Source organism: Streptococcus suis (genome assembly GCF_017601095.1).
In the GTDB taxonomy this organism is placed as follows: Bacteria; Bacillota; Bacilli; order Lactobacillales; family Streptococcaceae; genus Streptococcus; species Streptococcus suis_Z.
In genome coordinates this window covers 57,435-71,820 of sequence record NZ_JAGFUX010000008.1, presented here as the reverse complement: position 1 = coordinate 71,820, position 14,386 = coordinate 57,435, and the positions used below count along the sequence as shown (strand labels likewise).

Genomic DNA, 14,386 nt, shown 5'->3' with positions numbered 1-14,386 from the left:
ATGATTGATACAATGTCCCTGCAGGAGATGCAGGACTACCGAGGTCGCCATGAGATACCAGAAGACTTTGATCAGTTTTGGCGGGCTGAAAAAGATAAGCTAGAAGGCTTGCCTGTTCATCAATTTGTGGACAAGGAGTGTGGCCTAGATCAGGTAACTTGTTCTAGCTTGTGGTTTGAAGGGACCAATGGTTCCAAGGTATTTGCTAAATGCCTCTTTCCTAAGTCTAATCAGCCTGTCCCCGTTCTCTTTTACTTCCATGGTTACCAAGGACAAGGTCCTGATTGGACAGAGTTACTTAAGTTTGTCGCAGCGGGATTTGGTGTTGTTGCCATGGATGTTCGAGGCCAGGCGGGGCATTCTCAGGACCACGGCCGCTTTGATGGGATGACTGTCAAAGGCCAGGTTATTCGTGGTATGTTGCAGGGTCCCGACCACCTCTTTTACAAGGATGTTTACTTGGATGTCTATCAACTGGTGGAAATTATTGCAAGCCTTGACTTTGTGGACAAGAAGCGTCTGGCTTCTTACGGAGGATCTCAGGGTGGAGCCTTGGCCTTGGTTGCGGCAGCTCTAAACCAACGGATTGGAAAAACGGTGGCGATTTATCCATTTCTGTCTGATTTTAAGCGGGTTTTGGAATTAGGTAATCATAGTGAGGCCTATGATGAACTTTTCCGATATTTCAAGTTTTCTGATCCATTTCACGAGACAGAAGATGCGGTTTTACAGACCTTGTCTTATATCGATGTGAAAAACTTGGCGCATTTGATTTCCTGTCCTGTTGCTATGGTGACAGGCTTGGAGGATAGTGTCTGTCCACCTTCTACTCAATTTGCCATTTACAACCGACTCGCAGGTCCAAGAGAAATGAAAATCATGCCGGACTATGGCCATGATGCCATGCATGTGAAAGTCAATGACTATGTCTTTGATTACTTACTTGGAACGCAGTTTTTTACAGATTAGCCAACTTCTCCTAAAAAAATTCCCGGCTCATCAGATGATGAGCCGGGGATTTTTTTATTCAACAATCGTATGCTGGAAAATGGTTTCTTTTTTGTCCTTGTCCATGGCATGAAAGTAGGCATAGAGGATGTCAAGCATGATGAGGAGCGGAACTTGGGGGGAAATACGGTTGCCGTAATTAAGGTGCCGAACGGAAGCAACCGGAATTTGTTCGATAGGAGGATCCATCTTGACTGCCTGGGAGGTAAGGAGGGCAGTGGGGACTCCTTTTTGGGCAGCAATCCGGAGATTGTCAATGATTTCATCTGTTTGACCAGAAAGGGATAGGCCAATCACTAGACAAGATGGATCTAAAATATTGGTAGTCCATTTGAGGTTGTTGCTATCTGTCACAGCATCACAAACCACTCCCAAGCGCATAAAACGTGTCTTGGTTTCCATAGCAACCAAGCCAGAACTACCGATTCCGTAAAAATAAACCCGTTGGCTCTTGTCAATCAGAGTCGCAATTTCTTCCAATCGGTCCTCATCTACCAGGCTATTGGTGAGGTGGAGGATTTCCTCATAGTCTATCAAGACTCGCTTGGTGAGACTTCGTTGGATATGTTCAAAGTTTTCAACAAGGTACTGCTGATTGTTTTGGTATTCAAAGACAAATTCACGGTAGCCTGAAAAACCGCATTTTTTTGCAAAGCGGGTCAGGGCAGAAGCAGAGACATGAAGGTCCCTACGAACTTTTTCCAAGGAAAGATCAGGGCTTTCTTCGAGGTTGATAAAATAGGAAGCAATCATCTTTTCAAGCTTGGTCATGCTGTCGAGTTTGCTTTCGATTAACGAACTGATGTGCTGGTGGTTGGACAAATCCCTCAACTCCTTCGATTAGTATACTAAAAGTCTACCACAAATTTCGAGGATTGCCTATGTGCTGGTGGAGCATTTCGCCTCTTTTTGGTAATTTGTGTTATAATAGAGCCAGAAAGTAGGGTGACGCAATGTTTATCGAAATGACAGATGAGACGGGTCAAGTATCCGTTGAGATGCAAGAACAGATTCAAGACTTGCTCCAATACGCTGCTAAAAAAATCGGAAAAGAAAATAAGGAAATGGCTGTGACTTTTGTGGATAACGAGCGTGTTCATGAGGTCAACTTGGAATACCGTGGAATCGACCGCCCAACAGATGTGGTCAGCCTTGAGTATAAGCCTGAAAATGAGATTTTCTTTGATGAAGAAGACTTGTTGGATGATCCTGATTTGGCTGAAATGATGGAAGACTTTGATGCTTATATCGGTGAGTTATTCATTTCCATTGAAAAGGCGCAAGAACAGGCCGCTGATTACGGCCATAGTTTTGAGCGGGAAATGGGCTTTTTGGCAGTACATGGTTTTCTGCATATCAATGGCTTTGATCACTATACGCCAGAAGAAGAAGCAGAAATGTTTGGTTTACAAGAAGAAATTTTGACGACCTATGGACTTACGAGAGAATAAATCACAGAAAAAATGGAAGAACCGGGACTTGGTGGCCAGTTTAGAATTCGCTACAACCGGTCTGTTTACGGCATTCAAGGAAGAACGCAACATGCGCAAACATCTTGTGTCCGCCGTTTTAGTCATTCTTGCCGGTCTGATTTTCCAGGTGTCCATGACCGAATGGCTCTTCTTGCTGTTGAGTGTCTGCCTGGTCATCGCATTTGAAATTGTCAACTCCGCCATTGAAAATGTAGTGGATTTGGCGTCAGACTATCATTTTTCCATGTTGGCAAAAAATGCTAAGGACATGGCAGCAGGGGCTGTTTTGTTTGTGTCAGGTTTTGCTGTTTTAGTTGGATTGTTGATTTTTCTTCCCAAAATTTGGGAATTGATTTTTTAAAGAGTTAAGGAGAAATCATGACATTTAAGTCAGGTTTTGTGGCGATTTTAGGTCGTCCAAACGTTGGGAAATCAACCTTTCTCAACTATGTAATGGGGCAGAAAATTGCCATCATGAGCGATAAGGCTCAAACAACCCGTAACAAGATTATGGGGATTTATACAACTGAAGAAGAGCAGATTGTCTTCATTGATACGCCGGGAATTCACAAGCCCAAGACAGCTTTGGGGGATTTCATGGTGGAGTCTGCCTATAGCACCCTTCGTGAAGTGGATACGGTGCTCTTTATGGTGCCAGCCGATGAAAAAAGAGGCAAGGGTGACGACATGATAATGGAACGCCTCAAACAAGCCAAGGTTCCAGTTATCCTCGTTGTCAATAAGATTGACAAGGTACACCCAGATCAACTCTTGGAGCAGATTGATGATTTCCGTCAACAGTTGGACTTCAAGGAAATTGTGCCCATTTCTGCCACGCAGGGCAACAATGTCAATCGCCTCATGGAAATTCTAAAAGAAAATCTGGACGAAGGTTTCCAGTATTTCCCAGCAGACCAGATTACCGACCACCCAGAACGTTTCTTGGTGTCTGAGATGATTCGGGAGAAGGTTTTACACCTGACTCGTGAGGAAATTCCGCACTCTGTGGCAGTTGTCATCGAATCTATGAAACGCGATGAATTTACCGACAAGGTCCACATTCGTGCGACGATTATGGTGGAGCGTGATAGCCAGAAAGGTATTATCATTGGCAAGCAAGGAGCTATGCTCAAGAAAATCGGCTCCATGGCCCGCCGTGATATTGAATTGATGTTGGGCGACAAAGTCTTCCTCGAAACCTGGGTCAAGGTTAAGAAAAACTGGCGTGACAAAAAACTAGACCTCGCCGACTTTGGCTATAATGAGAAAGAGTATTAAGAATGTTAAAGTAGATTGCTGGGCTGAGCTCAGCAATTTCTGTGAGGAGGATAAGTATGCCCGAATTACCTGAGGTTGAGACGGTTCGTCGTGGTTTGAATCGGCTAGTCAGAGGTAAGGTTATTTCCAAGGTAGAAGTAACCTATGCCCCTATGATTAAGACTGGTGTGGATATCTTCTGTCAGGACTTGCTTGGTCAGGAGATTGTGGATGTGGATCGTCGGGGTAAGTATCTCTTGATTTACCTGACGGATCATGTCCTCATTTCCCACTTGCGGATGGAAGGTAAGTATAATTTCTTTCCTGACCAGGTGCCTGCCAACAAGCACTTTCATGCCTTTTTCACCTTTACGGACGATTCAACCTTGGTTTATCAGGATGTCCGCAAGTTTGGCACAATGGAACTGCTGGGCAAGGCAGATGTGGATGCCTATTTTCTCAGTCGAAAAATTGGTCCTGAGCCGACGGAAGCGGATTTTGACTTAAAAGAATTTGCAGTCAAGTTAGCCAAGTCGAAAAGGCCCATTAAGACACATCTTTTGGACCAGTCTTTAGTTGCTGGTTTGGGCAATATCTATGTCGATGAGGTCCTGTTTAGAGCTCAAGTCCACCCTGCTCAAGTCAGTTGTCAGTTAGTAGCAGAGCAGGTAGCTAGCCTCCGTCAAGCCACCATCGAAGTCTTGCAACTAGGAATTGAAAAAGGTGGCTCAACCATTCGGACCTATAAAAATACCTTGGGCATGGATGGGACCATGCAGGATTATTTACAAGTTTACGGAAAGACAGGGCAGGCCTGTCCCCGTTGCCAGACAGAGATTGTCAAAATCCAGTTGGGCGGACGGGGGACACATTTCTGTCCCAAGTGTCAGGTGAAAAATGGCTAAAGTTATCGGAATAACAGGTGGCATCGCCTCTGGAAAATCAACAGTTACAGCTTTTCTGAGAGAACAAGGTTATCCAGTCATTGATGCGGATGCGGTTGTTCATGAATTACAGGCCAAGGGTGGCAAGCTCTACCAGGTTTTGCTGAAAGAGTTTGGTCAAGACATCTTATCGGCAGATGGAAATTTAGATAGGGTTAAGCTGGGTCAAGCTGTTTTTGCGAATAGCAAGTTGCGGGCTCGTTTATCAGTCTTGCAAGACCAGATTATCAGGCAGGAGTTGCTGGCCAGAAGGGATGCTCTCAAGCAGACTGAGGATGTTGTTTTCATGGATATTCCCCTGCTCTACGAGGCGGATTATAGTGGGGAAGTAGATGAAGTCTGGCTGGTCTATGTCGATCGAGCGCAGCAGTTGGAACGGCTTATAAAACGCAATAGTTTATCTGTTCAAGAAGCAGAAAATCGGCTGGCTGCTCAGCTTTCTTTAGAGGAAAAGCGGAGCAAGGCCCAGTTTGTGATTGACAATAGCGGAGCAGTGGAGGCGACCTTGATGCAGGTGGCCAAAGGTTTGGAGGAAATGAAGGATGGACGAGGGTAGTCGAATTTGGCAGCAGAATCTGAAGGTGGCTTGGCTGGGTAACTTTTTGACTGGAGTTAGCTTTACCCTTGTCATGCCCTTTATCTCGGTCTTCGTGGAGGAGCTGGGAGTGGGAGCTGGTCAGGTGGAATACTATGCAGGCTTGGCGGTTTCGGCCAATGCCTTTGCGGCAGCGGTTATGGCTCCTATCTGGGGTAGTTTGGCAGATCGATACGGTCGCAAGCCCATGATGGTGCGGGCGGCCTTTGCCATGATTTTTACTATGGGAGGCATGGCCTTTGTGCCTAATGTCTTTTGGCTGATTGTCCTGCGGGTCTTGAACGGTGTCTTTACGGGTTATATTCCCAATGCGACGGCCTTGATTGCTAGTCAGGTGCCCAAGGACAAAACAGGCTATGCCCTAGGGACCTTGTCAACCGGGGCAGTAGCGGGAAACTTGATTGGACCAACGCTAGGAGGTATTCTGGCGGAGATGTTTGGTGTCCACAATGTCTTTCTGCTGGTTGGTCTGCTCTATGCTCTGGTGGTTGTACTGACAGTATTCTATATTCGTGAAGATTTTGTCCCTGTCAAAAAAGGTGATGCTATGTCCGTTCAAGAGGTCTTTGCACAGGTCAAAGATAGGCAGATGTTGGTTGGACTCTTTGTGACCTCGATGGTCATCATTGCTGCGGCTCAAGCTGTGGTGCCAATTTTGACCCTTTATGTGCGGCATTTGGGGCAGACAGATAATCTACTCTTTGTGGCTGGTTTTATCATTTCCTTACCTGGTATGGCATCGCTAGTGACTTCAGGTTATCTTGGGAAGATAGGTGATAAGATTGGTAATCATAGACTATTGTTACTAGCCTTGGTCTATAGCCTACTCATCAACATTTTATGCGCCTTTGCTCAAAATCCCTTCCAACTTGGTCTTTTGCGGTTTCTCTATGGCTTTGGGACTGGCGCCCTCTTGCCTTCGGTCAATTCGCTATTGACCAAACTGACACCAAAAGAAGGGATTTCCAGAATCTTTTCCTATAACCAGATTTTTAACAATCTAGGTTCTGTTGTAGGACCCATGATGGGGTCGTCAGTGGCTGCAAATTTGGGCTATGACTGGGTATTTTACCTGTCCAGCGGATTAGTCTTGTTTAATTTACTGTGGTCCTTGACCAATTTTAGAAACTATTTGAAACTAAGGGAGATCTAGTGAGAGTTAAAATCAATTTGCAATGTTCGGAGTGTGGTAGTAAAAATTACCTGACTAGTAAGAACTCCAAAACCCATCCAGGAAAGATAGAAGTCCTTAAATACTGTCCAAAGGAGAGAAAAGTAACCCTTCATATTGAAACAAAATAGTATTTATGGTATAATGGCAGAAGTTATTGAAGAAAGAGAAAAAATATGTATCAAGTATTATTAGCCATTCTTTTGATTTTATCTGTTATTTTGATTGCGGTGATTTTTATTCAGCCAGCAAAAAACCAGTCTAGCAACGTTTTTGATGCGTCTAACGGTGCCTTATTTGAACGAACAAAGGCACGTGGATTTGAAGCAGTGATGCAACGCATTACCGCTATTCTGGTAGCGATTTGGATGTTGGTTGCCCTAGCCTTGGTAGTTATTTCAAGTACAGGTATGTAAGATAAAAAAGACTGGGAACTTGTTCTTGGTCTATTTTTTTGGGAGTGGGCCAGAACTCGACAGGTATAAAGAGTTCGTCTGCCCACCCCCGCATAAGTTGAATAGGTATGGTTCGGAGCGTTATTCGCGAACTATTGAGATTTGCTTTGCAAATCCTATCTCCCACCTCCAACAATCATTTGATTGTTGGAGCAATCAACCACTGCGTCTGGATATAACGCACACTAAGAGAAATAGTGCTAGATTCTTAACTAGCACTCTGGTAAATACAACATGAAAAACGATATTATAAACTATATTAAAGAAGTTGGTCCTGTGACCATGGACCAGCTGGCCGATCAGTTTGGAGCTAGCTCTGCTAAGACTTTTACAGACTTGGTCAAGCTGGTTTCGAGCATGGAAGGCAGTCGTCAACTTGTCTTTGATAATGCGGGTCGAATCGCTCTGCCAGTACCTAAAGTATCCAAAAATAAGGTCACTTTACAGGGGATTTTTCGTGCCCACAAGTCTGGTTTTGGCTTTGTGACTATTGATGAGGAGGAAGATGACCTCTTTGTCAGCCGTGACGATGTCAACTTCGCTATCGAGGGCGACCGAGTGGAAGTGGCCATTAAGAAAGTGGCGAACAGGCTCAAGGGAACCGCTGCGGAAGCGGAAGTCATTGATATTTTAGAACATAGCCTGAAAACAGCGGTGGGCTTGATTGTTTTTGACGAAGACAAGCCAGAGTATGTAGGCTACATCAAGTCTAAAAACCAGAAAATTGCTCAGAAGATTTACATTAAGAAGTCACCTCTGGTATTGACCGGAACGGAAATCCTCAAAGTTGACATTGAAGCCTATCCCAATAAGAAACGGGACCACTTTGTCGCGACCATTCGGGATGTGGTGGGGCATAAGGACGATGTAGGAATCGATGTCTTGGAAGTTTTGGAATCCATGGACATCGTGTCGGAGTTTCCAGATGAAGTCTTGGCGGAGGCCAATCGGGTGCCAGAAAGTCCATCTGAGAAAGACTTTGAAGGACGCTTGGACTTGCGGGATGAAATCATCTTTACTATCGACGGTGCGGATGCCAAGGACTTGGACGATGCGGTCCATATCAAGCAACTTAAGAACGGAAATCTGGAGTTGGGTGTCCATATCGCTGATGTCAGCTATTATGTGACCGAAGGTTCTGCCTTGGACCAGGAAGCTGTCAAGCGTGGGACTTCTGTCTATGTGACCGACCGTGTGGTGCCGATGCTGCCAGAACGCCTGTCAAACGGCATCTGCTCTCTTAATCCAAACGTGGACCGTCTAACCCAGTCGGCTATTATGGAAATAGACCGCAAGGGCAAGGTGGTCAAGCACTGGATTGGCCAAACGGTCATCAAAACGACCTTCCGCATGACCTATTCTGATGTCAATGACATGATTGCAGGCAATCAGGAAAAGCTTGCTAAATATAAGGCAATCGTACCAAGTGTGGACCTCATGGTCAAACTCCATGAAACCCTGGAAACCATGCGCTACAAACGCGGTGCCCTCAACTTTGACACGACTGAAGCCAAAATCATCGTCAACAAGGACGGTCTGCCAGTCGATATCCAGCTGCGTCAGCGGGGCATTGCCGAGCGGATGATTGAGTCCTTCATGTTGGCGGCCAATGAGTGCGTTGCCGAGCATTTTGCTAAGTTGGATCTGCCTTTCATCTATCGGATCCACGAGGAGCCCAAGTCGGACAAGCTGCAGAAGTTCATCGACTATGCGACCAGCTTTGGTCTGACCGTCTATGGAACGGCTAGCTCTATCAGCCAGGATGCCCTACAGGACCTCATGGAGCGGGTCAAGGACCAGCCCTATGCGGATGTTCTCAACATGATGTTGCTGCGTTCCATGCAGCAGGCACGCTACTCGGAGCACAACCACGGCCACTACGGACTGGGTGCCGAGTTCTACACCCACTTCACCAGTCCTATCCGCCGTTATCCCGACTTGCTGGTTCACCGCATGGTGCGGGAATATGGTCACAATCCTGCGGAAAAAGCAGAGCATTTTGAGCAGGTTATTCCTGAGCTTGCCAAGTCTTCGTCCAGTTTAGAACGCCGTGCCATTGAGGCAGAGCGGGAAGTCGAAGCCATGAAGAAGGCAGAATTCATGCAAGAATTTGTTGGGCAAGAGTTTGACGGTGTGGTGTCTAGCGTAGTCAAGTTTGGGCTTTTTGTCGAGTTACCAAATACGGTTGAAGGTCTGATTCATATCACCAACCTCAACGAATACTACCAGTTCCACGAGCGGACTCTGACCTTACAGGGTGAGAAATCTGGTCGTGTCTTCCGTGTCGGTCAGCCAATTCGTATCAAGCTAACGCGGGCAGACAAGATGACAGGGGAGATTGATTTTGCCCACGTTCCGTCCGAGCTGGATATTGTGGAAAAAGCTCTGAAAGCCAAGCGGAGAACTGCTAGTCACTCCAACCGTGACCGTGATGATCGGTCAGGGCGAGGACGGGGCAAGCACCACAAACAAGAAGCTGCTGGTCGCGACAGCAAACATCACAAGTCTGGGAAAGACCACAAGTCAAAAAGTGGGAAAAAAGACAAGAAAAAGAAACCATTTTACAAAGAAGTGGCTAAAAAGAACAAGAAGAAAAGGAGATAGGCATGGCCAAGGGTGAGGGCAATGTGATTGCACAGAATAAAAAAGCCCGCCACGACTATACCATTGTCGATACAGTGGAGGCGGGGATGGTCCTGACGGGGACGGAGATTAAGTCTATTCGTGCGGGGCGGATCAACCTCAAGGACGGCTTTGCCCAGATCAAGCAGGGAGAGGCTTGGTTGGTCAATGTCCATATCGCTCCCTACGATGAGGGCAATATCTGGAACCAGGAGCCAACGCGGACCCGCAAACTTCTCTTGCGGAAGAAGCAAATCGAGTCTCTGGGCAATGAGGTCAAGGGAACAGGTATGACCCTGGTGCCCCTCAAGGTCTATATCAAGGACGGCTTTGCCAAGGTCTTGATTGGGCTTGCCAAAGGGAAGCACGACTACGACAAGCGGGAGTCAATTAAACGCCGTGAACAAGACCGTGATATTAAGCGGACTATGAAGGCTATCAATAGTAGATAGAGGCTGGGAGAAATCCTGGTCTTTTGTTGCTTGCAAACTTCATGAAGTTTTTCTACAACAATAGCATGGAAAGGAGAGAAAATGACTGTTTTAGTTCCTTACAAACGCATGCCCATTTGGAATCAGGATACGGTTCCCCAGCATTTTTTGACTAAGCATAATACCAAGGTGGGTACTTGGGCTAAAATCAAGGTTTTGAAGGGTCAGCTCAAATTTGAGCCGATTTCAGATGACAATGAGATTTTGGGAGAATTTGTCTATGGTCCAGCAGATGATATCCCTTTTGTGGAACCAGAGGTTTGGCATCGAGTAGCCTTATTGACAGAAGATACGGAGTTTTTCTTGGAATTTTTCTGTCAGCAAGAGGATTTTTTTGCTAAAAAATACAACCTGAGTCGAACGCACTCAGAGGTTTTAGAAGCTTTGAAAATGATTGAGCCATGCAAGGTATTGGATTTAGGTTCTGGTCGGGGGCGAAATAGTCTCTATTTGGCCCAAAGAGGTTTTGAGGTGATTGCGGTAGATAAGGATGAGCAAAGTCTTCAAATCTTACATCATATAAAGGAGATGGAGGATTTGGACCTGCAAGCTGGAACCTATGAGATCAACTCGGCCAGTTTGGAGCAGGACTATGATTGGATTATCTCGACCGTGGTCTTCATGTTCTTGGAGCGGGATCGGGTGCCAGCCATTATCCGCAATATGCAGGAGCAAACACGACCTGGTGGCTATAACTTGATCGTGGCGGCCATGGATACGGAAGATGCCCCCTGTCCTATGAATTTCTCCTTTACTTTCGGCGAAGGTGAGTTGAAGGAATACTATCGTGACTGGGAATTGGTCAAGTATAATGAAGATTTTGGTCAGCTCCATAAGCGTGATGAAGATGGCAATTTCCTCAAGATGCGGTTTGCGACCATGTTGGCAAGGAAGAAGTAGAGGGCAACCTCTCTTTTTTGAAACAAATTCGTTTACAAATGTAGTCGAATTGTGTATAATGTGATTACAAATGTAGTCAAAGGAGAAACTATGCAAAAAGAAAGTGTCAGAATAGCAGGTATGACCTGTGCTTCCTGTGCCATGACAGTTGAAAAAGCTGTCGGGAAATTGACAGGAGTCGAAGAAGCCAGTGTCAATCTGGCAACGGAAAAACTAAGTGTCAGCTACAATCCAGACCTTCTCAGCTTGGCAGAGATTGAGGCGGCGGTGGAAAAGTCTGGATATAGTATGGTCCGCAATCTTGTGACGGAAACCTATGCTATTGAGGGCATGACCTGTGCCTCCTGTGCCATGACGGTTGAAAAGGCCTTAGGAAAACTGGCTGGTGTAGAAGAAGTAGCGGTTAATCTGGCGACAGAAAAGGCAAGCCTCACCTATGACAAGGACCGTTTGAGTGCAAGTGAAATTTTATCAGCAGTTGAAAAGTCAGGCTACAAGGCTATCAAGCCAGCAAGCAAGGGACAGACAGATCTGACAGACAGACAAGGGGAGCAGATTGCCAGTCTCTGGACTCGTTTTATCTGGTCAGTAGTTTTCACCCTCCCCTTACTTTATATTGCTATGGGTCCCATGGTCAACTTGCCCCTGCCTCAGTGGTTGCATGAACCTATGATGTTTGCCTTGACTCAGTTTATCCTGATTTTACCAGTGGTTTATCTTGGAAGAAGCTTTTTTACCAAGGGCTTTCAGACCTTGCTAGCAGGTCATCCCAATATGGACTCCCTGATTGCCCTTGGTACCAGCTCTGCTATTGTCCAAGGCCTTATAATGATTGCCTTAATCGCTCAAGATGCGGGCGAGATGGGACATGGTGGGCATCCAGAACTCTATTTTGAGTCGGGGGCTGTTATCTTGACTCTGATTACGCTGGGCAAGTATCTGGAGGCGGTATCCAAGGGGAGAACGTCAGAAGCCATTAAGCACCTCATGGACTTGGCACCCAAGACGGCTCAGGTCCTACGTAATGGGCAGGAAGTACAGGTGGCCTTAGAAGATGTTGTCGTGGGTGACATTGTCATCGTCCGGCCGGGTGAAAAAATTGCGGTGGACGGCGTCGTGGTTGAGGGACAATCGACTGTCGATGAGTCCATGTTGACAGGTGAAAGTCTGCCCGTCAGCAAGTCTGTCGGGGATCAGGTGGTCGGTGCCTCCCTTAATAAAACTGGTGCCTTTCACTTTCGGGCAACCCGTGTGGGTCAGGACACTAGCCTGGCTCAGATTATCCAGCTGGTTGAGGCAGCACAAGGCACTAAGGCACCCATTGCCAAGCTGGCCGATCAGGTGTCGGCAGTCTTTGTACCCATTGTCATGGGGCTTGCGGTACTCTCAGGCCTAGCTTGGTTGCTCTTGGGGCAACATTCCTGGATTTTCTCTCTGTCCATCACCATTTCAGTCTTGGTCATAGCCTGTCCTTGTGCACTGGGACTAGCAACACCGACAGCGATTATGGTCGGTACGGGCAAGGGGGCGGAGAACGGCGTCCTCTTCAAGTCCGGTCAGGCCTTGGAAATCCTGCCCAAGATTGAGGTCATGGTCTTTGATAAGACAGGCACTATCACCCAAGGTCAGCCGCAGGTGACAGACCTGATTACCTTCTCGGATCGGACAGAGCAGGAACTGCTCCAGTTGGCAGCCAGCAGCGAGCAGAACTCAGAGCACCCTCTGGGCCAGGCCATTCTGGATGCGGCCAAGCAGGCGGATTTGGAGCTCTTGCCGACAACCAACTTCCAGGCCCATGCAGGTCGAGGCTTGTCGGTGACCATAGCAGAGCAGACCATTTTCTTTGGCAATGCCAAGCTGATGGTGGAGGCAGGTGTGGATACTGCACTTGCCAGCCAGCAGGCAGAGCGATTAGCCAGTCAAGGCAAAACTCCTATGTATCTAGCAGAAGCAGGTCAACTTCTGGCACTTATCGCCGTAGCCGACACGGTAAAACCCACCAGTCGTCAAGCCATCGCTAAACTGCGTCAGCAAGGAGTGGAAGTGGTCATGCTGACAGGTGATAACGAAAAAACTGCTCAGGCTATTGCCGAGGAAGTCGGGATTGACCGAGTGATTAGCGATGTCCTGCCAGAAGACAAGGCTCGTCAGATCCAGGTCTTGCAGGCAGAGGGCAAACGAGTGGCCATGGTCGGAGACGGCATTAACGACGCACCTGCTTTGGCACAGGCTGATTTGGGTCTAGCCATTGGCTCTGGTACCGATGTGGCTATCGAGTCCGCAGATGTGGTCTTGATGCGGAGTGACTTGTTAGACGTACCGCGAGCCCTCACGCTCAGCCGAGCGACCATGCGAACCATTAAACAAAATCTCTTCTGGGCCTTTGCCTACAATGTATTGGGCATTCCAGTTGCCATGGGGATTCTTCATTTGTTCGGTGGTCCCCTGCTCAATCCTATGTTAGCAGGAGCAGCCATGAGTCTGAGCTCAGTCTCCGTCCTCTTAAACGCTCTGCGATTGAAACGGGTGGAGATAAAATAATAGAGCAGAATAAAATCTGCTCTATTATTTTATTAATTCAGCTAGAAATCCATTTTTTAACATTTCTAAGTTAAAAACATTGACGATATGGCCAAATGCTTCTGAGAGAGGGAGATGTGCAGTCTTCCAACCTTGTCCATCTGTTATCCAAATGAATTCGACATCATCGTGAGAAGTTTGTATAAATTGATTTAATTCAGTAAATTCTCCAGCAACGGCTTTTAATTTACTTCCGCCACCGCCGTAATAATTGGTTTCAATTAACCATACTTTATTTTGTTCTTTTGAGAATATGGCAATGTCAAAACGACGTTCTGATTTATCAACTGGAACTGTAATACTCCAGCTTTCCTGTATGAAGGGGGCAGTAGCTTGAGCTTTATAAGTGAGATTCAATTCCTTACAAAGTTTAGCAATATGGCGTTCAATGATACCTTCCATAGTTGTTCCGCTCCGATTTTTACGAGCGTTACTGTCTAAGCCAGCTTCCACTCCATAGACATAATCCACTAATGAGCGATTCGCTTTATGTTGTAAGAAATCTAGAAGTCCAGTTTGCTCAATAAAGTCAACATATTCATGAATTCGTTGCACATCAATAGTAGAGAAGTCAAGTTGCATGAAGCTCATTTTGTCTTGTTCATCAATAGATAGGATATCTAAAATTTTATCACGACTAGCAATTAGGCTCGGAATGGCTTTCAATAAATTGGGTTGTTGTGAGAATAGGGTGAGAGCTTCAACATAAATATCTTCTTTTCCGATAAGATAGTTGAGTGTATGTAATTCTAGTTCAAATTTTTTTGTTTCTCTCTCAACCTTTTCCCAATTAACATAGTATTCCGGAGTGCGATTGGTAATAGAAAGGCTATCAAGAAATGTTTGTAATCGAATAGTTGTAGGGGAGTTAATGTAACTATAAAAATCCAT

The 14,386-nt window shown here is 46.2% G+C and carries 15 protein-coding genes; 13 read left to right on the top strand and 2 right to left on the bottom strand.

Translation table 11 applies throughout. The features are described 5' to 3' along the window. The gene (locus J5566_RS07960; protein ID WP_208562841.1) at positions 1–969 is read left to right on the top strand and encodes an alpha/beta fold hydrolase; all 969 of its coding nucleotides are present in this window, start codon (positions 1–3) and stop codon (positions 967–969) included. A gap of 54 nt (positions 970–1,023) precedes the next feature. Here the strand turns inward: J5566_RS07960 and J5566_RS07955 are convergent, their stop codons facing one another. Further along, entirely contained in the window at positions 1,024–1,830 is an 807-nt protein-coding gene (locus J5566_RS07955) for a MurR/RpiR family transcriptional regulator (protein ID WP_208562840.1), read from the bottom strand. A 131-nt stretch (positions 1,831–1,961) separates the two neighbouring features. Between J5566_RS07955 and ybeY the strand changes: the two genes are divergently transcribed. From ybeY to J5566_RS07895, 12 genes are all read left to right on the top strand, one after another. Further along, on the top strand, positions 1,962–2,459 hold the full coding sequence (gene ybeY, locus J5566_RS07950) for an rRNA maturation RNase YbeY (protein ID WP_208562839.1): 498 nt from the start codon (positions 1,962–1,964) through the stop codon (positions 2,457–2,459). Then, positions 2,440–2,841 carry a diacylglycerol kinase family protein gene (locus tag J5566_RS07945; protein WP_208562838.1) on the top strand — a complete coding sequence of 134 codons (402 nt, stop codon included), beginning with the start codon at positions 2,440–2,442 and terminating at the stop codon, positions 2,839–2,841. Before ybeY ends, J5566_RS07945 begins: the two co-directional genes overlap by 20 nt. Positions 2,842–2,858: 17 nt before the next feature. Next, on the top strand, positions 2,859–3,758 hold the full coding sequence (gene era / locus J5566_RS07940) for a GTPase Era (RefSeq protein WP_208562837.1): 900 nt from the start codon (positions 2,859–2,861) through the stop codon (positions 3,756–3,758). A 56-nt stretch (positions 3,759–3,814) separates the two neighbouring features. Then, positions 3,815–4,642, top strand: coding sequence for a DNA-formamidopyrimidine glycosylase (gene mutM, locus J5566_RS07935; RefSeq protein WP_208562836.1), 828 nt, complete (start codon positions 3,815–3,817; stop codon positions 4,640–4,642). Further along, positions 4,635–5,237: a dephospho-CoA kinase gene (coaE, locus tag J5566_RS07930; RefSeq protein ID WP_208562835.1), complete on the top strand. Its 603-nt coding sequence runs from the start codon at positions 4,635–4,637 to the stop codon at positions 5,235–5,237. Before mutM ends, coaE begins: the two co-directional genes overlap by 8 nt. Then, entirely contained in the window at positions 5,224–6,429 is a 1,206-nt protein-coding gene (locus J5566_RS07925; RefSeq protein WP_208562834.1) for a multidrug efflux MFS transporter, read from the top strand. The genes coaE and J5566_RS07925 overlap by 14 nt, the downstream gene beginning before the upstream one ends. Further along, positions 6,429–6,578, top strand: coding sequence for a 50S ribosomal protein L33 (gene rpmG / locus J5566_RS07920; RefSeq protein WP_172043894.1), 150 nt, complete (start codon positions 6,429–6,431; stop codon positions 6,576–6,578). Before J5566_RS07925 ends, rpmG begins: the two co-directional genes overlap by 1 nt. Positions 6,579–6,623: 45 nt before the next feature. Further along, entirely contained in the window at positions 6,624–6,863 is a 240-nt protein-coding gene (gene secG / locus J5566_RS07915) for a preprotein translocase subunit SecG (protein ID WP_208562833.1), read from the top strand. Positions 6,864–7,136: 273 nt separating this feature from the next. Beyond that, positions 7,137–9,506: a ribonuclease R gene (gene rnr / locus J5566_RS07910; protein WP_208562832.1), complete on the top strand. Its 2,370-nt coding sequence runs from the start codon at positions 7,137–7,139 to the stop codon at positions 9,504–9,506. Between the two features lie 2 nt (positions 9,507–9,508). Beyond that, positions 9,509–9,976 (top strand): SsrA-binding protein SmpB, encoded by a 468-nt coding sequence (gene smpB, locus J5566_RS07905; RefSeq protein WP_002935771.1) that lies wholly within the window; start codon positions 9,509–9,511, stop codon positions 9,974–9,976. 81 nt (positions 9,977–10,057) lie between these two features. Further along, positions 10,058–10,915 carry an SAM-dependent methyltransferase TehB gene (tehB, locus tag J5566_RS07900; RefSeq protein ID WP_208562831.1) on the top strand — a complete coding sequence of 286 codons (858 nt, stop codon included), beginning with the start codon at positions 10,058–10,060 and terminating at the stop codon, positions 10,913–10,915. Between the two features lie 90 nt (positions 10,916–11,005). Continuing rightward, positions 11,006–13,456 (top strand): heavy metal translocating P-type ATPase, encoded by a 2,451-nt coding sequence (locus J5566_RS07895; RefSeq protein WP_208562830.1) that lies wholly within the window; start codon positions 11,006–11,008, stop codon positions 13,454–13,456. A 24-nt stretch (positions 13,457–13,480) separates the two neighbouring features. Here J5566_RS07895 and J5566_RS07890 read toward each other — a convergent pair whose 3' ends face one another. After that, positions 13,481–14,386: a type II restriction endonuclease gene (locus J5566_RS07890; protein ID WP_208562829.1), complete on the bottom strand. Its 906-nt coding sequence runs from the start codon at positions 14,384–14,386 to the stop codon at positions 13,481–13,483.